Origin of the sequence: Paenibacillus lautus (assembly GCF_050482385.1) — a bacterium.
Classification (GTDB): Bacteria; Bacillota; Bacilli; order Paenibacillales; family Paenibacillaceae; genus Paenibacillus_AQ; species Paenibacillus_AQ lautus_B.
Map to the genome: position 1 here is coordinate 40965 of NZ_JBCNHV010000005.1, position 20695 is coordinate 61659.

The 20695-nt window shown below is 47.2% G+C and carries 21 protein-coding genes and 1 pseudogene; 6 read left to right on the top strand and 16 right to left on the bottom strand.

Features of this window, described 5'->3' with window-relative positions; all coding sequences use genetic code 11:
• Position 1 precedes the first annotated feature (1 nt).
• From ABEW73_RS07805 to ABEW73_RS07820, 4 genes and pseudogenes are all read left to right on the top strand, one after another.
• Positions 2-1183, top strand: a complete 1182-nt coding sequence (locus ABEW73_RS07805; protein ID WP_430163831.1) for an MFS transporter — start codon at positions 2-4, stop codon at positions 1181-1183.
• A gap of 225 nt (positions 1184-1408) precedes the next feature.
• On the top strand, positions 1409-2629 hold the full coding sequence (locus tag ABEW73_RS07810) for a peptidase (RefSeq protein WP_430163833.1): 1221 nt from the start codon (positions 1409-1411) through the stop codon (positions 2627-2629).
• Between the two features lie 202 nt (positions 2630-2831).
• Positions 2832-2994: pseudogene (locus ABEW73_RS07815) on the top strand (IS3 family transposase); the annotation flags it as partial.
• On the top strand, positions 2984-3061 hold the full coding sequence (locus ABEW73_RS07820; RefSeq protein WP_430164955.1) for an IS3 family transposase: 78 nt from the start codon (positions 2984-2986) through the stop codon (positions 3059-3061). The pseudogene ABEW73_RS07815 and the gene ABEW73_RS07820, both read left to right, overlap by 11 nt.
• 48 nt (positions 3062-3109) lie before the next feature.
• Here the strand turns inward: ABEW73_RS07820 and ABEW73_RS07825 are convergent, their stop codons facing one another.
• Positions 3110-3829 carry a YebC/PmpR family DNA-binding transcriptional regulator gene (locus ABEW73_RS07825; RefSeq protein ID WP_076321809.1) on the bottom strand — a complete coding sequence of 240 codons (720 nt, stop codon included), beginning with the start codon at positions 3827-3829 and terminating at the stop codon, positions 3110-3112.
• 421 nt (positions 3830-4250) lie between these two features.
• Here ABEW73_RS07825 and ABEW73_RS07830 point away from each other — a divergent pair, with 421 nt between their 5' ends.
• The gene (locus tag ABEW73_RS07830; RefSeq protein WP_430163836.1) at positions 4251-5456 is read left to right on the top strand and encodes an MFS transporter; all 1206 of its coding nucleotides are present in this window, start codon (positions 4251-4253) and stop codon (positions 5454-5456) included.
• 49 nt (positions 5457-5505) lie between these two features.
• On the opposite strand, the gene ABEW73_RS07835 is transcribed toward ABEW73_RS07830, so the two are convergent.
• The 4 genes from ABEW73_RS07835 to ABEW73_RS07850 all read right to left on the bottom strand — a co-directional run bounded on the left by ABEW73_RS07835 (position 5506) and on the right by ABEW73_RS07850 (position 10942).
• Positions 5506-6633 carry a DUF4179 domain-containing protein gene (locus tag ABEW73_RS07835; RefSeq protein WP_430163838.1) on the bottom strand — a complete coding sequence of 376 codons (1128 nt, stop codon included), beginning with the start codon at positions 6631-6633 and terminating at the stop codon, positions 5506-5508.
• The gene (locus ABEW73_RS07840) at positions 6626-7177 is read right to left on the bottom strand and encodes an RNA polymerase sigma factor (protein ID WP_430163841.1); all 552 of its coding nucleotides are present in this window, start codon (positions 7175-7177) and stop codon (positions 6626-6628) included. Before ABEW73_RS07840 ends, ABEW73_RS07835 begins: the two co-directional genes overlap by 8 nt.
• A gap of 165 nt (positions 7178-7342) precedes the next feature.
• The gene (cysI, locus tag ABEW73_RS07845; RefSeq protein WP_430163844.1) at positions 7343-9067 is read right to left on the bottom strand and encodes an assimilatory sulfite reductase (NADPH) hemoprotein subunit; all 1725 of its coding nucleotides are present in this window, start codon (positions 9065-9067) and stop codon (positions 7343-7345) included.
• 36 nt (positions 9068-9103) lie between these two features.
• Positions 9104-10942, bottom strand: a complete 1839-nt coding sequence (locus tag ABEW73_RS07850; protein ID WP_430163847.1) for an assimilatory sulfite reductase (NADPH) flavoprotein subunit — start codon at positions 10940-10942, stop codon at positions 9104-9106.
• Between the two features lie 249 nt (positions 10943-11191).
• Between ABEW73_RS07850 and cdaS the strand changes: the two genes are divergently transcribed.
• Entirely contained in the window at positions 11192-11809 is a 618-nt protein-coding gene (gene cdaS, locus ABEW73_RS07855) for a sporulation-specific diadenylate cyclase CdaS (protein ID WP_430163849.1), read from the top strand.
• 215 nt (positions 11810-12024) lie between these two features.
• Here the strand turns inward: cdaS and bshB2 are convergent, their stop codons facing one another.
• The 11 genes from bshB2 to ABEW73_RS07910 form a co-directional block, all read right to left on the bottom strand.
• Positions 12025-12681, bottom strand: coding sequence for a bacillithiol biosynthesis deacetylase BshB2 (gene bshB2 / locus ABEW73_RS07860; RefSeq protein ID WP_076321817.1), 657 nt, complete (start codon positions 12679-12681; stop codon positions 12025-12027).
• A 22-nt stretch (positions 12682-12703) separates the two neighbouring features.
• The gene (locus tag ABEW73_RS07865) at positions 12704-13048 is read right to left on the bottom strand and encodes a YojF family protein (RefSeq protein WP_430163851.1); all 345 of its coding nucleotides are present in this window, start codon (positions 13046-13048) and stop codon (positions 12704-12706) included.
• A 102-nt stretch (positions 13049-13150) separates the two neighbouring features.
• The gene (locus tag ABEW73_RS07870; protein ID WP_430164958.1) at positions 13151-13642 is read right to left on the bottom strand and encodes a DUF523 domain-containing protein; all 492 of its coding nucleotides are present in this window, start codon (positions 13640-13642) and stop codon (positions 13151-13153) included.
• A 133-nt stretch (positions 13643-13775) separates the two neighbouring features.
• Positions 13776-14570, bottom strand: a complete 795-nt coding sequence (locus ABEW73_RS07875; protein WP_430163854.1) for a helix-turn-helix transcriptional regulator — start codon at positions 14568-14570, stop codon at positions 13776-13778.
• Between the two features lie 189 nt (positions 14571-14759).
• The gene (locus tag ABEW73_RS07880; RefSeq protein WP_430163856.1) at positions 14760-15848 is read right to left on the bottom strand and encodes a Gfo/Idh/MocA family protein; all 1089 of its coding nucleotides are present in this window, start codon (positions 15846-15848) and stop codon (positions 14760-14762) included.
• Positions 15849-15862: 14 nt separating this feature from the next.
• Positions 15863-16810, bottom strand: a complete 948-nt coding sequence (locus ABEW73_RS07885) for an AraC family transcriptional regulator (RefSeq protein ID WP_430163859.1) — start codon at positions 16808-16810, stop codon at positions 15863-15865.
• 22 nt (positions 16811-16832) lie between these two features.
• Complete coding sequence (locus ABEW73_RS07890; protein WP_430163862.1) at positions 16833-17834, bottom strand: Gfo/Idh/MocA family protein; 1002 nt, start codon at positions 17832-17834, stop codon at positions 16833-16835.
• 157 nt (positions 17835-17991) lie between these two features.
• Positions 17992-18516 (bottom strand): YfiT family bacillithiol transferase, encoded by a 525-nt coding sequence (locus ABEW73_RS07895; protein WP_430163865.1) that lies wholly within the window; start codon positions 18514-18516, stop codon positions 17992-17994.
• A 92-nt stretch (positions 18517-18608) separates the two neighbouring features.
• Complete coding sequence (locus tag ABEW73_RS07900) at positions 18609-19517, bottom strand: hypothetical protein (RefSeq protein WP_430163868.1); 909 nt, start codon at positions 19515-19517, stop codon at positions 18609-18611.
• Positions 19514-19879, bottom strand: coding sequence for a glyoxalase superfamily protein (locus ABEW73_RS07905; RefSeq protein WP_430163870.1), 366 nt, complete (start codon positions 19877-19879; stop codon positions 19514-19516). Before ABEW73_RS07905 ends, ABEW73_RS07900 begins: the two co-directional genes overlap by 4 nt.
• Before the next feature lie 174 nt (positions 19880-20053).
• On the bottom strand, positions 20054-20689 hold the full coding sequence (locus ABEW73_RS07910; RefSeq protein ID WP_098746185.1) for a DedA family protein: 636 nt from the start codon (positions 20687-20689) through the stop codon (positions 20054-20056).
• Positions 20690-20695: the final 6 nt, after the last annotated feature.

Sequence of the window (20695 nt, forward strand, 5' to 3'; positions counted from 1 at the left end):
CATGCAAAAAATACAGCGCCCCATCATTTACTTTCTCATCTTTGCTACCATGTTTGTACTCGGCGGAATTCAGAACACCAAGGGTCTTATTCTGGAGAAGGTACAGACCGATATCAATCTGGATCTCAGTCAAGTCGGCGTTATGGTATCCGTCTTTCAAGTTGGATTTTTGCTGGCAAGCCTTGTAGCCGGTATATTCGCAGACCGTAAAGGCATCAAGATCGTCATGTCTTTCGGTACCGTTCTGATGATTCTCGGTTTAATCGGGACCGGCTCCTCCTATACCGTGGCCTTCTTTCTCGGATTCTATCTGATTGTCGGTGTTGGTATCGGCTCCATGACTGTCTCAGTTGCGACGCTGATTCCCACCATTTTCAAGGAACGATCCGGCGTGGTGTTCAACCTAGCCAACGCGTTATTCGGAGTTGGAATGATTGTTACTCCGCTCATACTAAATGCAATTTTCTCTCACAACATCAGTTGGCGGATGTTCTATATCGGAGTAACCGTCGTGATTGCCCTCATACTGGCTGGACTTATGATGTTTAAACCGGAACGGAAGGTCGCCGCCGAAGGACAAGAGAAAGTCAGCTTGATGTCGGTTGCAAGATTGTTTAAGGATCGGCAAATCTTATACGTCATTCTGTTCATTCTGTTCTATGTCGCAGCAGAAGCCGGATTCCTGAATTTCTTTCCCATCTTCTATACGTCGCTGGACATAGCCGGGATGGACGCGGCGCAGAAAGCCTCAACGGCAGCGTATATCATTGCCAGCTTTGCTTTCTTATTTACCATTGGACGTTTCGTGGGCGGGTTCATCATCTACAAGCTTGGCGAAAGACGCACCTTGATCGGATTCTCCGTGTTCGCGCTTCTATCCCTGATTCTCGGGCGGATCCTGGTTGTGAACGCCAGCTATCTGATGATGCTGTTCGGACTTGCCCTGTCCGTATTGTTCCCGACAGCTCAGGGCATCGCTTCAAAACTCACGAAGCAGGCCGGGTCACTGCAAGGCGTCATCTACGTTGCCTCTGGTTTGGGGGGTGCCGTTGTTGGACTCTTGATCGGAGAAGTATCCGATTCCTTTGGCATTCAGCATGGATTCAACCTGATCTTTCTTTTTACAGCAATCATTACCGTGTTGGCCCTGCTCATTCGCACCCCTGAACGGATAAAAGCTTAATCATTCCTGCTTGACCCTTCACCTTCCCAAGATCGCCCGCAGCATCGGGCGATCTTTTTATTTTAGGACTGCCACGATGCTCATAGGAGTTTTTTTCATCATCTGTGCAACATTCGCACATCCCGTCCGTCTATGGATATATAGCAGCAAGTACATTTTACCAATCGCACATGGCTGGCTGTATCCTAACGTTTTAGGATAATCTACACTTGGAGGATACCTATCATGAAAAAAATCTACAAAGTACTAACAACCGCTACGATTCTCGCGATGGCAGCACTACCGGTAGCCGCATATGCACAGGACGTCCCTCCTGCTTCAGTCCATACGGGACAAGACAACATTGTGAACCAAGCTAAAAAGAGTGTTCCAGGAACCATAGGTTACATAACAGACTACGTAAATGATACAACGGGCAAATGGATTACGGTAACCGGCCGTGGCGTCGGAGCCACCGATCAACAAGAAATCAGGCTCTCCATATCCAAGGATACTAAAATCATCGATGCCAAAGGGAACCAAGTCCAGTTGCAAACGATTGTGGATAAAAACAAAGCGATAAAAGCTTTCTATAGCCCAAACATTACGAAGAGCCTGCCTGCACAAGGTTCGGCACTTACGATTATTGTTCAGGATAACGACTTTGCCGGTATCGATGGAACGATCACCGAGGTGAACAAACACGGCATTCTTGTAGAGGGAACCAACCTGTACAACGACAACCAAGAAACTATTCTGCTTCATTTGGATCCAAAGGCTAAGATTATCGATCAAGATGGCAACACAATAAAAGCAAGTGACCTAAAAACCGGCATGAACATCCGCTCCTTCTATGGACCTGCCGTTGCGTTAAGCATGCCGCCGCAATCGTCAACCAACTACATTCGGGTTCAAGCTCAAGCAGAAGAGCCTTTACAAGAAGAACCGGCCGGAACGAACGGAATCATTACCGATACGGCTGATAACAAAATCACCGTCATGGGTCAGGCACAGGAGTCGGGCGGCGTCAATCACGTGATTCTTACCGTTGATCAGGATACGGAAATCGTCGATGCGAATGGTAGACCGCTGACGGCTGAAGCTTTGAAAGCAGACCTCCGCGTTGAGGCCTACTACAGCCAAGTCATGACACTAATTTACCCTGCCCGTACTCATGCTGATAAGATCGTTGTTTCGGAAACGATGGCTCCTAAAATCGAAGGCACCGTTGCAGCATCCGACCGCACAACAAAAGACCAGCTGTACATCAATGTAGGTTCCGACCAATCAACGGAGAATGACGTCATTCTTAACGTCACCAAAGACACGCAAGTGATTGCGGGACTCAGCACGGAATCGGAACTGAAACCGGGTACGAAAATCGTGGCCTACCACTCCCCTATCATGACCAAGTCCATTCCAGCCATCACCTCGGCCGAAGTGATTATTGTTCAACCAGGCCAATAAGCCGTTGTTCTAAAATAAATCGCCATAAAACAACAACCATCGTACTTGAACTGCACCCCACTTGTTAGTCACCATCTAACATTTGGGAGTGCAGTTTTTCTATGGCCAAGTTTAGTTCAAACGAAAAATTACAAGCAGTTACACATTATCAAAATGGAACGGAAGCATGAAATCCATTGCAAAATCCATAGGACTTCATCGAGGTCACCATGTGAATCATAAGAAGGTGCAACGTTTGATGAATGTATTGGGATTAAAGAGCCTGGTACGCATGAAGAAATATCGTTCATATAAAGGTTTGATTGGTAAGATTGCACCCAACGTTTTAGAGCAAGATTTTCATGCTGAGACCAAATGAGAAGTGGTAATCACAAGCGAATTAAAGCAAAACTAAAAGGCATGAGTCCGGTAAAATACCGCACTCATGCCTAACAACTTGCCTAATAATATAACCTTAATTAAGATATGAATCGGTACGGACTATTCCTCAAATTCCACGTTGTGATACACCTGCTGAACATCCTCGAGGTCTTCCAGTGCATCGATCAGCTTCTCGAACTGTACCTGTCCTTCTTCCGGTAAGGTGACAAAATTCTGAGCCAACATGGTAAGCTCGGCAACGGTAAACTCCGTAATTCCAGCGGCCTTGAATGCTTCCTGAACCGCATGGAACTGGTCGGGTTCAGCATAGACGATCACAGCTTCTTCCTCTTCCAGGATGTCTCGGACATCCAGGTCGGCTTCGAGCAGCAGATCCATGACTTCCTCAGCCGACTTACCTTCAACGCCGATTACTGCTGTTGGATCAAACATATACGATACCGAACCGCTGACACCCATATTACCGCCATTCTTATTAAAGGCAGAACGTACAGCAGGCGCCGTACGATTGACGTTGTTGGTTAAAGCATCAACAATGATCATCGAACCATTCGGACCAAAACCTTCATAGCGCAGCTCTTCATAATTCTCATCCCCGCTGCCTTTGGCTTTATCCAAGGCACGGTCAATAATGGCTTTCGGCACATTGTATGTTTTGGCACGCTCAAGAACAACCTTCAGCGCACGGTTGGACTCGGGATCCGGCTCGCCTTTTTTGGCAGCAACATAGATTTCCACACCGAATTTCGCGTATACGCGACTAGTATTAGCATCCTTGGATGCTTTCTTTTCCTTAATATTATTCCATTTACGGCCCATACATTTCCGCTCTCTTTCATCATTGAATCTGTAACCGGTATTCAATAAATACCCCTGTCCATTATATCTCTATTAAGTCCCTTGAACAAGGTTTAGAGCGTAGATCCGGAAAATAGACACATCCCCGTAATCATCAATCCGTGATGATTGCCGACTAGTAAGATTACCTTTCCCCCGCCATGAATTTGAGAATGGTCCAAACCATATACAATTTCGTCTATCAAAGGCGCTTCCTGTTTATGAACAAATGCGGGAAGCGCTTTTCCATAAGTAAGGATTCAGATGAAATAAAAAAAAGCACTTGTAAATTTATAGACAAAGTAATATTATGTCTATGTATTAACCAACGGAATGCGCATTCGCTTGTTTTTTACGATATCCGATCTGTTAAGTACAGATCCCGAAAGGAGACACCTTCATTATGCTAAACAACCCCTATGTTCGAACGATTGTCTTGTCACGCGTTCTCTTGAATCTTGGCATTTGGGTTCGTAATTTTGCCATTCTGCTATACGTTACCGACTTGACTGGCAATAACCCTGTGTATGTATCCCTCATATCCGTAGCTGAATTTGCGCCGATTTTCTTGTTTGCCTTCATCGGCGGCACTTTCGCGGACCGCTGGCGACCCAAGCGTACGATGGTCAGCTCTGATGCATTGTCTGCGGTATCGGTATTTCTCGTGCTGATTGCCGTTCATAACGGGTCGTGGCAGGCATTGCTGGTACTTACGTTCTTCTCAGCCGCCTTGTCACAATTCTCTCAGCCCTCAGCGATGAAGCTGTTCAAACAGCATGTGCCCGCTGAGCAGCTGCAATCTGTGATGGCCATGTTTCAATCCATGGTTGCCTTCTTTATGGTCATCGGCCCGATCGCAGGTGCATTTGTATATCAAAGGTTCGGCATTGAAATATCGCTGATCGCAACAGGCGCGTTATTCCTGGGTTCTGGATTGATTCTGACTTTGCTGCCCCGTGATTTGCATGAAGAGACACAATCCAAACAGCAGAACCTGAAACAAGAGCTGATCGAAGGACTTCGTTATGTATGGAATAATCAAACGCTCCGAACACTGGGCGTGACCTTTGCCGCGGCTGGCTTGGCAGCCGGACTAATTCAGCCGCTCGCGATATTTGTGACGATTGAGAATCTCGGTCAGGATAAGTCATTCTTGCAATGGCTGTTAACGGTCAATGGGGCGGCGATGCTCGTCGGAGGAGGTTTCGTCATGGCATTTGCCAAGAAAATAACCCCTCAAGCCTTACTAGCGCTCGGTCTGACCGTTAGTGCTGTCGGGAACCTCGGTATCGGCTGGTCAACCAGCATCATTTTTACGCTGCTGCTTCTTGTGCTTAACGGATTCTTTTATCCCTCCATCCACATTGGAATCAACACTTTGATCCTAAACAATACGGATGGGCCATACATTGGTCGGGTGGGCGGGACCCTGACCCCGATCTTTATGGGAATGATGGTGCTGGGCATGTCGCTGGGGGGATTGCTCAAAGACCAGCTGTCCCTGTTCGCTGTTTATGCGGCCAGCGCACTCTTGTTTCTGACCGGTTCAGCGCTGCTGATCCCATTGTTTAAAAAGAAAACGAGCACCGCCGGCGTATTGGAGCAATGAACAACAATAAAAGCCGCCTCACTTATTTCAAGAGGCGGCTTTTATTCTCTTATTTTATTTTGAACTCCAGCATATGTTTCTCTACTTCTTGTTCAGATGCATACGATGCACGGGATTCAGGATATAACTTCAGTACCATCGACTCTGGCTCATCCAGCATATTGCTGCTGAACGTATACTGAGACCCATCCTCGGTTCCGGTTCCTGACAAGCTGGACAATTTATAAATTCGCCCATCGGCCGTCTTCGATTCAATTTCGAATGGTTGTACCATGTCGCTAATTAAAAGCTTGGTTTTGAAATTAATTTTTTTCCCAGGATCGTAAGCGAATCTGACTCGTGTCATGAGTGGAGAAATCTCAACCTCAGATAACACAATCTGATGATCGCCAAGCATGAAGGTTTGATTAGGTTGATATGTCTCCGTCTTGATTGAAGCAAATTTCGGATCCAAATTGAACTTAATTTTCATTCTCTCGGAGTACTTCATCTCTGACTTGACCGTTCCTGTCTTGGGATCAGACAGTTTGCCACGATCTACGGATGCAATTTGAAAATCCACTTCAATGCTGCTAGGGAAAGGTTGGTTGCGATCCAACTCTAATGTTCCACGTCCATGCCAGCTTTGACTTTCCCAACCTCCTATTTTTGAGGTAGACCCTAGAGAACGGCCTGTTTGCGCATCCTTCATTCTAACGCTATTCACATCATAGATCTCCTGGCTGGAATTCGTCTTGGCTGTATATAACAATATTAATTTGTTCTCGTCCGCTGTAACAGCGTCAATGTTAATCTGGTAAGGTCCCGACTTCGCCGACTTATTGATCATCTGAATATATTTGTTTCTTATCGCCGACTCCAATGTACTTTGATCGATATCATAGTCCATTGCCTTAAACTTCCTCAGTGCTCCCCAGTCCAACGTCTGCTCCTTGGCTGCCTGTGGAGTAACGGTGTCCTTGAACGGACTGAGCAGCCACAAACCGGCAGCCATTATTGTTATGAGTGTGATAGCAGCCACGTTCAAAGAATGATTTCGAGATTTCCCGCGCGTCCGTCCCATCGCCAACCCGCGCTGAATAGCGTATGTAGCATCGATAGCATGAAACTGCTGCCGTTGTTCCTGACGGATCTGTTCCGCATCGGCAAGCATTGCTTGTTCTTCAGGACTAGTCATCTTGCCATTCCCCCCGATTATTCATTAATTTTCGTAAATGCTCCAGCCCCTTGTATTGCCATGTCTTCACTGTTCCCTCCGGCTTGCCGAGGATCGCAGCTATCTCCTTCAGCGTCATGTCATTGTAATATTTCAATATCAGCACATGTCGGTACTTGGGCTTCACCTTTTTCAGAACGGGCCACATAGCAAGCCTGTTATGATTGAACCCGCCAATAGCTGGTTCGACAATCGCTTTTTCCAGCTCATGATCAGGCACTGGGATAGCTCGCTTGCGACGTCTCTGTTCGTCAATGCAAACATAGATCAAGATGCGGATGATCCAGGCTTTGAATGCTCTCCCTTCCTTTAACGTTGAACGCTTGACCCATGCTCTACACGTCATCTCCTGCACCGCTTCCAGGGCATCATAACGGTTGCGCAAATAACTGTAAGCTATATGGATCAGTGTGTCCTTGTGTTCCATAATAGCCTGGTAAAAATCAGTTTCTTCTTCCGTTGTTGTCAGTACCACCTTTTTCATCTCTGCTTGGGAGCCCATCATGATCTCCTCTCCTTCTCTCTCTCTATGATGCTCTATGGGTTAAGACGGACGAACTCCCCAAACGGTTTTAATTTATCTCAATCCAATGTGCAATAAACAAAACAAACCGAAGCTCTCCACAAGAAGAACTCCGGTTTATTTATAACTGTTTATAACTGAGTATCATTATGCGTGAAATTGTTGCCCGTCTAATACTTCCTTCACGTAACCGGCGCGAATAACAAAGTCACCGAAATGCTCGCCTTGCTCGCGTTCTTGTGCATATTGCTTCATGATGGGACGAAGGGAATCCAAAATCTCGGCCTCACCGATGTTTTCCTTATAAAGCTTGTTCAGTCGGTGTCCGGAGTAACCTCCACCCAGATACATGTTATATTTGCCAGGCGCCTTTCCGATAAATGCGATTTCGGCCAGCATCGGTCTGGCACATCCATTCGGGCACCCGGTCATTCGAATGACGATATCCTCTTCGCGAAGTCCGTTCTCTTCCAGAATGACATCGATTTTATCCAATAACGTTGGCAAATATCGCTCGGATTCTGCCATCGCCAATCCACATGTTGGTAGGGCTACACATGCCATGGAATTTCGTCTCAGGGCAGAATAATGATGACCGTCCGTAAGTCCGTAACGCTTGATGAGTTCTTCAATCTTTTTCTTTTTGTGGCTGCTGATATTGGCAACGATCAGATTCTGATTGGCCGTCAGACGAAAATCTCCATTATGGATTTGAGCGATTTCACGCAGACCTGTCATCAGCAGGTAATCGGCTTCGTCTTTCACACGCCCGTTTTGGATGAACAATGTAAAATGCCATTTGCCATTGCTGCCTTTAACCCAGCCGTAGCGATCACCATTATGATCAAAATGAAACGGTTTTGCCTCCTCCAGCTTCCAACCCAGACGGCTGGTGAGCTCGTTGACAAACCAATCGATTCCGCGATCATCAATCGTATATTTGAAACGAGCATGCTTGCGCACCGCACGGTCTCCGTAATCACGTTGAATCATCACCGTCTTCTCGGCCAAGTCAACGATCTGCTCGGGTTTGCAGAAACCAATGACTTTTGCCACTTGAGGATAGGTTAATGGATCACCGTGTGTCATCCCCATGCCACCGCCTACCGAAACGTTAAAGCCTTTCAATTGTCCTTCCTCAATAATTGCAATGAGGCCAAGATCTTGGGAATACACATCAACATCATTGGAAGGCGGCACAGCCATCCCGATCTTGAATTTCCGCGGCAGGTACACCGGGCCGTAGATCGGCTCCTGCCCCTCCCCCTCCTGCAGGCTGTCTACAATCTTCTCGCCGTCCAGCCAAATCTCATGATACGCACGCGAGCGCGGATCGAGATGATTGCTTAGCATACGTGCCCATTCGTATACCTCCGAATGAATTTCGGATTGATAGGGGTTCGGATTGCACATCACATTACGGTTAACGTCACCGCAAGCAGCCAATGTACTAAGCATGGCTTCATTCACTTCTTGAATGGTGCTCTTCATATTCCACTTCAATACGCCATGAAGCTGAAAAGATTGGCGTGTGGTCAAGCGAATCGTTCCGTTGGCATACTTTTGGGCTACACGGTCCATCATCAGCCATTGCTCCGGAGTTACGACACCGCCAGCAGCGCGAACACGCAGCATGAACTGGTATGCAGGCTCAAGCTTTTGCTTGTGTCGTTCGTTACGTAAATCCCGGTCATCCTGCATATAACTGCCGTGAAATTTCATCAGCCGATTATCGTCTTCGGGAATCGATGCCGTAATGCGATCCTCTAATGTCTCTACAAGACTGCCACGCAGATAGTTGCTTCGACGCTTGATGTCTTCAACATCACTATGCGGCGCACTATGGGGTGATACTAGATTATTATCAGACATGTTCCTTTTTCTCCTCTCGCAACCACAGGGATAATCTCAATACACATCCCGCTGATAACGTTTCTGTTGCTGCATGAGCGTCAAATATTCCGCAGCTTCTTCCGGACTCATCCCGCCTTCTTGCTCGAGAATAGACCCCAGGGCGGAATGCACATCATGAGCCATCTTCTTCTCGTCGCCGCAAACATAGACGCAGGCTCCTTCTTGGAGCCACTGATATAGCTCCTTGCTCTTCTCCAGCATGCGGTGCTGTACGTACACTTTTTGGTCCGTATCCCGAGAGAAAGCAACGTCCATACGCGTCAGGACTCCATCCTTCAACCAACGCTGCCATTCAATCTGATAGAGGAAGTCCGTTGAGAAATGCTGATCTCCATAGAACAACCACGATTTCCCTTCTGCCCCCGTCTCTTCCCTTTCCCCCAGAAAGGCTCTGAACGGTGCCACGCCTGTACCAGGTCCGATCATAATGATCGGAGTGTCCGGATTCTCGGGCAGCTTAAAGTTCGGGTTATGTTGAATGTATACCGGCAGCGTATCGCCAGCTTCCAGACGCTCAGCCAATTGTACGGAGCATACGCCGTCGCGGTGGCGGCCATGTGCTTCATAACGCACTGTTCGAACGGTAACATGAACTTCATCAGGGAAGGCTTTGGAGCTGCTGGCAATCGAGTACAGTCGGGCAGGAATTTTGCGCAGTATGGATACAAAATCGTTAGCCGCCAATTGCTGCAGACCATAATCCTGTACCAGATCGAGCAAATCCCGTTCCTCGATATAGGTGCGCAATTCCTGCTCATGACCTGGCTCCAGCAATGTCCGAAGTCCTTCGTTCCCTGAAATCTTAACTACTTGCTCGATCAAAGGTTTCGTGAGAACCGTAATTTCATAGTAACGGAGCAAAGCATCCCGAAGCGCTCGCGCTTCACCCTGTTTATTAATGACAACAATTTCATCAGCATTCCATCCCATAGCAGCGATGAGATCATCCACCAGCTGCGGGTGATTTTCCGGATAGATTCCTAAGCTGTCACCCGGCTCATACTGCAAATTCGAACCTTCAAGAGAAATTTCGATATGACGAGTTTCACGGTCAGATCCTCTGCCGTTCAAATTCAAATTTTCGAGGATTTCCGCTTGAAATGGATGGCTTCTCGAAAATTCCGATTCCGTACTATCGCTCAGGGCTACCGCACTCCCATTTTCAACAACGTATGATCCCGCTCCAGCCTCGTTCAACGATAGAAGAACCTGATTCATCCATTCTGCAGCCGACTCATCAAAGTCCACATCGCAATCTACTCTTGGCGTCAGCCGCTTGCCGCCCAATTCCTCGAGCCGCTGGTCGAAATCTTTACCCGTTTGGCAGAAAAATTCATACGAGGTATCCCCCAGCGCCAGTACGGAATATTGAAGATGGTCTACCTGAGGTGCCCGCTTGCTATGCAAAAATTCATAGAATGGTATTGCATTATCCGGTGGTTCACCCTCTCCATGCGTACTGACGATAATCAGGAGATTCTGTAACTTCTTCAGATTGTTCGGTTTAAAATCGCTCATAGAAGACATCGTGACCTGCAGGCCAACCTCTTCCAGCTTCTTCGATAACTTTTTCGATAATCCATGACCATTGCCTGTCTGTGATCCGTATAGGACGGTGACTTCTTTAGTTGCTGTTGCCACCGGCGCCGATACAGCGGCTAACGAGTTCGCTTGTGGTGCTGCCACAACTGCTGCTGCGGCTGCCGTTCCCTGTAATGCAGCGATAAATCCACTGAGCCAGGTCCGCTGGGATTCTGTCAGTGTGGGCAGTAGGCGGTTCAGCAGTTCCACCTGTTCCTGATTAAAAGGACTGTTCGTTACATGAAGTTCCAACAATATCCACCTCTCAAAAGCGCACATTATTAATTCCTACTATTACTATACAATTAATTTTATTTCTCCTTTGAACCTATCACAGCTTACCTGGACCGGTCAATTACAATGTTCTTATAGCATTTATCAGTTTTACTAATAAATCGATTTTCCTGGTTCAACTATAAGTGAAACCCAGCCCTGCCTGCTGTCGAGAATATCGATATCCCCGAATGGCAATGATACCAATGATAAGGAGGAAGTTATCGGATGCAGAATCATGATTGCAATTTTACGCCACTGAAAAACAAATTGAAGGAGCAGCTCACCGATATCACGAGACAGTTACAGCATATCATCGTCAATTTGGACCAGGGCAGTTCATGTCTACTGGGTGAGCTGGATCTTGTCAGAACTAAATTTTTGGAAGCTGAATCGATTTCATCAACGTATTATCTCAATTGTTTTCTCTTCCCCTTCACCAGCAAATATCAAGAAATCGCGAAATCCATATATCATCTCAGTCAAAAAAAACGGGGTGCGCTCATTGTGATTCAACGAGAAGATATTCTGGATTCGATCGTGACGCCAGGAATTCCCTTGTCTGCAGAAATCACAAGTCCCCTGCTTGAATCCATATTCGTTCCAGGCAGCCCGCTGCACGATGGAGCTGTGCTCGTACGTAAAGAGATGATTATTTCCGCCGCAAACGTGTTGCCTTTAACAGCCAAAACCTACGGCGATCGTAAGCTCGGAACGCGTCACCGTGCAGCCATTGGCCTGTCCGAAATTAGCGATGCCTTGGTACTCGTGGTATCGGAAGAGACAGGCAAAACCTCTTTCTGCATGAAAGGAATGATTTACCCCTTATCCATTAGCAGCCCCTAATTAGTCAGCATGGAGCTCGGCGTGGCCGGAATCGCTGCATCCTTCATCGTGCAAGACTTAATCGATAAATACCCTATTTATATCCATCCGATTTGTTCTCAGGAGGCGGCACGCCGATTCATTCTCTCCGCAATGCATTAGACCAAACCATGTAAAAAAGAGCCGCAGATGCTAATTCTGCGGCTCTTTTTATGGATCCATCCTATGATGGGGATTTATTCAAATGTATAGGTCCAGAAACGTTCCGTCCCGAAGCGCTGCTCCACTTCCTTGGCCTTCATCTGTTTCTTGCCCAGCAGCTCCGCTGCCTGGAATTGAGAGCGATGGGCTTGAATGGAGTTCAGCTTCTGTACCATAAACATGGATACATCTTGATAAACATCCGGTTTACCCAATTCTTGCTCACAATTGTTGGAGAATGCCAGACATTGAACGACTGGTCTATCACCGGCCGGCATCCGCTGAATCGTGCGGATTACAGCCGCGCCCGTTGCGTCATGGTCAGGGTGAACGCTATATCCAGGGTAGAACGTGAACACCAGCGATGGCTTTATCTCCTGAAGCAGCGAAGCAATCGCGCTATCCAGCTTATTTTGATCCTCGAATTCAATTGTTTTATCATGGAAACCAAGCAATCGCAAATCCTGTATACCTATTGCTTTGCAGGATTCTTCCAGCTCTGCTTTGCGAATGGTTGGAAGCGTGATACGGTTCGCAAACGGGGGAATGCCCATATTCCGGCCCATCTCCCCAAGCGTTAAGCAGGCATAGGTAACATGAGCGCCTTCCATAATATATTTTGCCAACGTTCCGGATAAACCAAATGCTTCATCATCCGGGTGCGGCAATATGACCAGTATGTTTTGCTCCATCAATCCTCGTCTCCTCTCTCTATTAAAAAGGTTCCCGGCTCAGCTGCAAAGCGACAACCAGTTTGCCCTGATTGTCATGACCTGCCATGATCAGCCGATCGGTATCACTCTGTTCGAAATGGGTGAGTCCTTCCGTATATACCCAGCCCTGACTCATTTTCAATCCAACCCGATAGGGTCCATTGCCGGATATCGAACCGTGGCTGTAACGAATGGTTGCATTCGTAATAAAGTTAGCCGCAGGGTGCTTCGTGCTGTCATAATGGGCAGCATAAGCGCCTGTTGTCATCTCAAGGTGAATATATAAATCCTGGTCCTTCAATTTATCAATCATTTGTTGTACTTCGGTTTGATTTATGAGTTCCATAATTCCCTCCAATATAAAGAATCACAACATGTAAGCAGTTGATATGATAATTCTATCATAATTATAGAGCAGGACGAAAATATATAAACGAAGACGTTTGACTTATCTCCCAATAAAAAGAGAGGCGTATTCCGGCTGTGCTGCATATACGCTAAGGTCGTGCTCTGAAATAACCGTATAACCTTCCCTGCGCAGCAGAGCCGTAGTCACGCCATAACCGGCTCTCTTCTCATCGGCAAATTCTCCATTATAAATCATGGCACTGCCGCAGGAAGGACTACTCTCTTTCAAGACGATCAGCAATGCTCCGAGCTCTTGCGCCACTCGAAGCGCTTGGTAGGCACCTTTTATATACATCTCGGTCACGTCTTTCCCGGACAATTCAACCACTCTAGCATTCCCTGCCAGTACGTCATCACCGTTTCCTCCAACGATCTCCGCAGGCTCCCGCGGAATTGAGAATCCGCCAAGAAGTTCGGGACATACGGTCACAGCTTTCTTCGCTTCGACCAGTTGCTGAATGTTCGCATCCAAACTATCCGTAGCGTTATAACGAACCTGCAAACCGGCTAAACACGAGCTTACAACAATCACAGGTGCCACCTCAAATCTCTCGTTCTTACTTACATAAAACAATACTGCCTGTGCCATTCGCCCTCATTTAAGTATCAGGAATCAGAACTCAAATGTCAACGAAATGCATAGGGCGCTAATCATCCCCATCAATTTATCGTAACATGGGAGCAACCCTTTTGAGAAAGTGATTCATTAATAATGGCAAAGAAATCAGAATCGGCGGATCATCCAGCCGGGGAACATGCAAAGTTACATGAAGAGGCGGAGTCTTAAAGTTTGGGGTAACGATAATGGGTTCCTTCGAACGGGTACGCAGCGTAGTGGACTTAGGAAGCAGGAAATCAACCGCCTGCATCCCCCATGGGACCGAAGTAGCCATCAGATAATACGTTCCGGGTCTGACGTCACCGAACCGAAACGAGCCGACGGAGGATAGCAAAGTGCCGTATAACGGTAAACCTTCGGGAATCGGCTTGGCGAACAGCCCGATCAAGATGACACCCTGAAATGGAGCCGTTGCCTCTACCGTGCCCTCAACCGTGAGATTGGGATTCACAACTGGTATGGAGTCACGCCAGCTGTTCAGTTTCTGCAGGGATAACAAATGCTCGTCCGCCTCTTCCCTCGAGTTTCGAAACTGGGAAGGGGTTACTCCTACTCTTTCTGTAAAGCGTGTCGTAAATGTACCCAGACTCTGCTGACCGATCTCCATGGCGACATCCCGGATACTCAGATGTGTATGTAATAGCAAGTCCTTCGCCTTCTCCAGACGAAGCGAGGACACATAATATAATGGAGGCAGTCCGATTCGATCCTTAAATATACGCGAAAAATGATATGGGCTATATCCTATGTAATCCGCCAGTGTCGATAACGGAAGAGGCTCATAAATATTATTGTGAATATACGCGATTACCTCATCGATTTCAGCATATCGATCAGTCATCAGGTCTGCACCATCCTTCATTCCGGATATTATGTCTAGGTCCAATCCAACTCTTCCGAGGAACAATTGTTCGCATTCATACTATCATATCCATCTAAAAAATGGAAGCTTTTATATGTTAAAAATATCACCTCACAAGTTTAAACAAGCACATAAAAAAGCCGCGCTTCACGCGCGGCTTTCTTACCATCAATCCAAGTCCGGAATATGAATCTCAACCTCTTTTTTGCTTTGGGAAGACCGCAAGATGCCATCCAGAATCGCTTGATTCCGAAGCACCTGCTCGCCCGGGATCGGTGCCGGCTTGCCTTCGCGCACAGCGCTTACGAAATCCTTGATTTTCTCCTCAAATACGTTAAGCTCATGATGGACCAGCGGTATTGCGCTTTCGGTATGATGACCTTGGATATCATGGAACAAGGAGATCGATCCTACCTTCCCATCCCACACACCGCTCCAAGGGCCTGAACCTGCCGGTGTAATCTTCATGCCCGCATCCGTTCCAAGGAACATGGTCGCCCCCAAGGTATCCATATGCATAGCCCACGAAGTTTTAAAGTTAAGCACGAGGTCTCCTTCGAATCGAATCATCGCTACGCCGAAATCCTCAACGTTAAACGCTCCGGATTCGGAGTGGTATTTAGGATTCGTGCCAAAATAATTCGATGTATACGCAGATACCGTCAACGGCTTGGGATATCCAAGTGCGTTCAGGGCCATGTCCAAGGAATAACAGCCAATGTCCGCCATGGCACCTGCCCCTGAAATCTCCTGCCGGACAAACGTGCCACCCGGCATTCCACGGCGGCGACCGCCTCCGGTTTCCACATAATAGACTTTTCCAAGCTCGCCGTTTTGAATCAGATTCTTAATGATGCCCATGTTCGGATCATAACGCGGCTGGAAGCCTACATTGAGCATATTCCCGGTCTTCTTCGCGATTTGGACCATCTCGATGGCTTCATCCAAAGTGACCGACATCGGTTTCTCGAGCATTACGTGTTTGCCCGCTGACAGTGCATCAATCGTGGTACTGTAATGAGCAACGTTTGGCGTACAGATGCTTACACCATCCAGGTCGAGATCCAACAATCTGCGGTGATCATCAAATCCGATCGCTCCCTGAAGTCCCCAGCGCTCAATAAATTGATCGGCTCTGCCGGGTAAAATATCAGCTACGGCAACAATCTGCACATCGTCAATTTGTTTATAATATTTTGCATGCTCCCCCGCAATGCCGCCGCTTCCAATAATTCCTATTCGAATGGTTTTGCCCATGGCTGATACTCCCCCTACAATTTCACATTCATTGCTCGATATGTTGATGGCGTATATCCATATCTCTTTCGAAACACGGTATGCAAATAACTTCCGCTTGAGAACCCCTCATGGATTGCGATTTTATCAATCGACCAGTTGGTATCGATCAGCTTCCTGCATACGGCTTCAAGGCGGACATGTTCCAGTATTTCGCTGAAGGATTGTCCTTCCGCTTGCTCCTTGAATATTCGCTGCAGCTGCCTGGAGCTGATATGCAGCTTCTCCGCGACGTCATCCAGTACAACCTCTCCCGAAGAGTTTGCATGAATATACTCCAGGGCCAATTGATAGCGGTAAGCCTTCATATCCCTTGAAGGCAGTTCCGCTTCCGATGGCTCGGATTCATATGCGCGTACAGCGCGCAGCAATATCTGAATAATGCACTGCTTAATCGTTGTATACAGACCCGAATACTTCTCCTGAGAAGCCTGATAAGCCTCAAGGAAATAAGGCATCGCACGATGGATATCCATCGTTGGCTTCAGCGGTAATCCCCTCAGCTTCTCCATACAGTCATCGGCTTCCGCCATTTCCCATGGATCCGAAACAGTCAGCGTCAGGCTCTCATGCTCGGATACCTCATCGCGTTGAATAATGTCCACGTGCAGACATAATTCGTCCATCGGCTCCGCTGCATCCGCCTCCTGATAATGAAGCACATTCGGACCCGTTAAATAAAACATGCCTTCCCGCAGCGCATAAGGTTCCTCTTCCATAATAACCGTCCCCTTGCCGCGGGGTATGAAATGAAACTCATACTCCGCATGCTTGTGGAAGGAAACAATCTTTCCTGGCGGGAAGGTGGTGAGATGAAACCGAAGAACCCGAATCTCATAACGACCCCAATAAACTCTCAGATCAAGTCGCTCCAAGGCATCCTGCCGATCTTTCATCAATTCGTATGGAAAATGGTTATTCATCCTGATGCATCATCCCTGTATCTTATGCTTGCAATTCATCCAAACGAATGGCGCGATGCTCTTTGGCCGAACGGTTGGATGCTTCCATCAATTTGGTTAGCTCAACCGCATATGCGATATTTTCCTCTGCAATGGTATCTTCTTGAATATGGGAAATCCATTGTTCAAATGCACTTGCACGATTCGCCGGTACCGGCAGCTCAACCCAAGCATCCTTGTACTCTTCTTTTTTCGTTGTACGAATCAGAAGCTTGCTATCAGGCGTTCCGTACAGAATGGTTCCATCCGTTCCATGAATCTCAATCGTAAACGGCGAGAAGTTGTTAACAAATCCGGCTTCCACTACACCGACGGCACCCGTGGCTGTAGAGAGCGTAGCAACGGCGTTGTCTTCCACCTCTTTCCCCGTAATGTAACCGAAATTCGCATTGACATCAACCGCTTCTTCACCGAGGAACAAGCGTGTCAAATACATCGGATGACACCCCAGATCGATTAAGGCACCTCCGCGGCACTCCTCCAGGCTGTAGAAATGCTCAGGCAGCCAACCGGCAGTTGCGCCATTATGAGACAAGCGTACGCGAACGAGTGTTACGGTGCCAAGCAGCTCTTGCTGCAGTACCTCATTGATCGCCAGGGTATAGCCATCATTCAGTCGCGGAAGCGATACCGTTAATTTGACTTGGTTCTCATTCACGGCATTGATGATATCATTGACCTCTTGAAGGGTGGCAGCAATTACTTTTTCCGTGAAAATGTGTTTGCCTGCTGCCGCGGCCTTCAACATCACTTCTCTATGCATGGATGTCGGAGCATCCACGATCACGGCATCGATATCGTCACTTTGCAGCATGTCATCCAAGGATTCATAAAAAGGTACACCTTGCTTCTCCGCCGCTTCTCTTCCGCGCTCTGGGTTCTCATCCCATACCGCTACGATTTGAGCATCCGGATGCTCCTGCGCTTGTTTCGTATAATCCCACGCGTGCACATGCCAATAACTAATTTTTCCGATTCTAATCATTCTCGTCACCTCAGTATCTAATATTAAGACATCATGCCATTAATCTATCACACGAACCGCCCGATTCACAGTGTAAAATTGCGACAATCCAGTTAGATATCACGACATAATGACCAAACAAAAACTCCGCCAGTTGACGGAGTAGGATGTGCTATATCTAAAATTTCAATCGTTCTCTTGCAGATGTGATATGTGCAGTATGATGTTTCCCATGCCAGGCGTACATGCCCGTGGCGTATTCGAGACTGGTTTTTCGCTGGTTCTCAGGGTGATAGAACGTTCTGAGATAGTCTCCGTTATTCATGATGTCTAGTAAAGCACCCCATCTGGCATGAATGCCATCAATCAAAACAAGCGATGCGTCAATGTCCAGTATCAATGAATCCTGAAGAGCTGCCCACTTCTGCTCGTCATAAGGCTTAATCGTTGGGTTGTCTTCCGTTAAAGCAAGTTTAAACCGAATATAGCTATTCATGTGGCTATCTGCAAGATGGTGAACGACTTGACGGAGCGTCCAACCGCCATCTCGATAAGATACATTCAGCTGTTCCTGGCTCAACCCCTGGACTGCAGCCCTCAGTTTCTCCGGCAGGCTCTTAATCTCTCGAATCCAGAGCTCCCTTTGTTCAGGCGGGGAGTTCCCTTCCCATTCAAATTGCCCTATCGGGTATCTCAAATCCATGTTCCCTCACTCCTTGACCATCATTTTTTTGTAAAACTCCTATGATAATGATATTCGCATTTTACAACGAGTCCAGTATTCCTGATCCGATGTCAATCCACTGCAATTCTTTCAAAATTACGCAGTGTCCGAAGTGCATTCCATGTCAGAACGCCCTTCCATTCCTCCTTGGCCAACGGCCATACCTCTTCGTACTGGTACCAGCTCCAATTGGGCGCCCAGGCACCATCTTCCCCTTGATTCTCTACAAGCAAATCCAGTTCCAGAGGCAGAAGCTCTTGGTATTTAACAAAATACGGTGAATCCGGCGAATCCATAATGCTAAGAGGCGTTGCTCCGTATCCCTCGCGACTGCCAGGATCCCTGCTTATGCAATGATCCATGAAAACCTCAAGTGTTTCTCCGATCTCGGACGCCTGTTCTTTCGGCAATCTTTCGTTCAAGCGCAAATAACAAAACAATTCATGCATTTCATGAAGATCGCTAGATTGTTTCAGGTAGTTCACAGCATAATCCATCCTTGATTCCAAAAACTCCGAAGGGTATAACTCCCGCTCGTCGATAAAATACGCAATGATATCCGCGTTCGGATTTCCCCAATGATCCTTGAAGGCTCCGTACTGCCACCATATCGCCCTTGGAGACTGCTCTGCTTCCTTCGGAATAATGTCCCACCCTGACCGTTCTGGCACATAGGAGTGCTCAAGATATTTTAACGCGGATATAACCCGTTCGTTCCGCTCCGGATGATCTGGATTCAACCGAAGAATCTCTAGCGCTCTGGTTGTCGCCAGAGCAGATGACTCCTTGCAGCGAAGATCGGGCTCCAGAGCATGTCCAAATCCACCGTCCTTGTTCTGATAGCTGTCGAGCTCGGTTAATACGTCCGTAAACGACCCGTCCTCGAATTCGTACCGGAATAGTGCCCGTTCAAGGTCCCTGGCCTGGTGCAGCATATATTGCCTGGCTTGTTCAAATCGCATCTGGTTTAGCTTCTTCACTTGGATTCCAACTCCTCGTAGAAAGTGATTCGGTTGCCGAAAGGATCCGTAACACATACCTCTTTGCTATTCCAGGGGGCGATCTCGATTCCGGGCCTGGAATACCGATAGTTCTGGCTTAACAGCTGTTCGTGAAAATCTTCAATCCCTGCCATCTCCACGCGAATGGCTGCTCCTGGGGAACAGTCACCGTAATGTTCCGTCAAATGAATCGTTAACGAATCCTTAGTTATTTGCATGTAGAGCGGTGCCGAATCATCAAACCGATGTTCCCAATCCAAGGTAAAACCAAGATATTGAATATAGAATTCCCTTGCCTTCGTTTCATCGAATACCCTGAACAATGGTATGATTTTGCTCATCATCTGCCCCCTACTATATCCCGTATTTTTCAAACTCTTTATGTATGTGCTGCTGACTTATTTAGAATATATCATAAATTCTGCAAGGCTCGTCCCAAACATAAAAACCCAGCACAGATACCATAAAACCTCGTTTGCTGGGCCATCTTTGGCTAGTATTCATTTTATTTATACCTATTCATTCCTGGTCACTTTGGACAGCTTCTTGGCTTTCTCGCGTTTAACACGACTCCATACCAGCAGAACGAGAAATGAACTACCCAGGCAGATAAAGATCACTTTCAAATAATGCTCAACCACATTCAGAATGTACTGCCACTGTTCGCCGAATATAAAGCCTATGCTGAAAAAGACCAGCACCCATGAGGCCACGCCCGTGTATCCATATAGCCACACCGTTCGATAGGGAACCCGAATCATGCCGATAAAATACCCGATAAATTGCCTGACCCCGGGGATGAAAAAACAAATAATGAGCAGCTTATTTCCATATTTGTTGTAATAGGCCTGCGTTTTCTCTACAAGGGACGGCTTGATAAACAGCCATTTTCCATAGCGCTCTATAAGCGGCATCCCCAGCTTGTATCCCAGGATATAGGTAATGGTTAGCCCCATGGCCGCTCCCATAAATGCAGATCCAACGGCAGGAACCATATCGATGATTCCTTTATAGGTTAGAAAACCGGTATAGGTTAAGGTACTGTTTCCAGGAGGAATTGGAAGAGCAATAAAATCAAGAGGAAGCCCAATCAATAACACCAGGTAGCCGTATTGTTCAAACAACTGCTCAACCAATTCAAACAAATTCATGGGGAA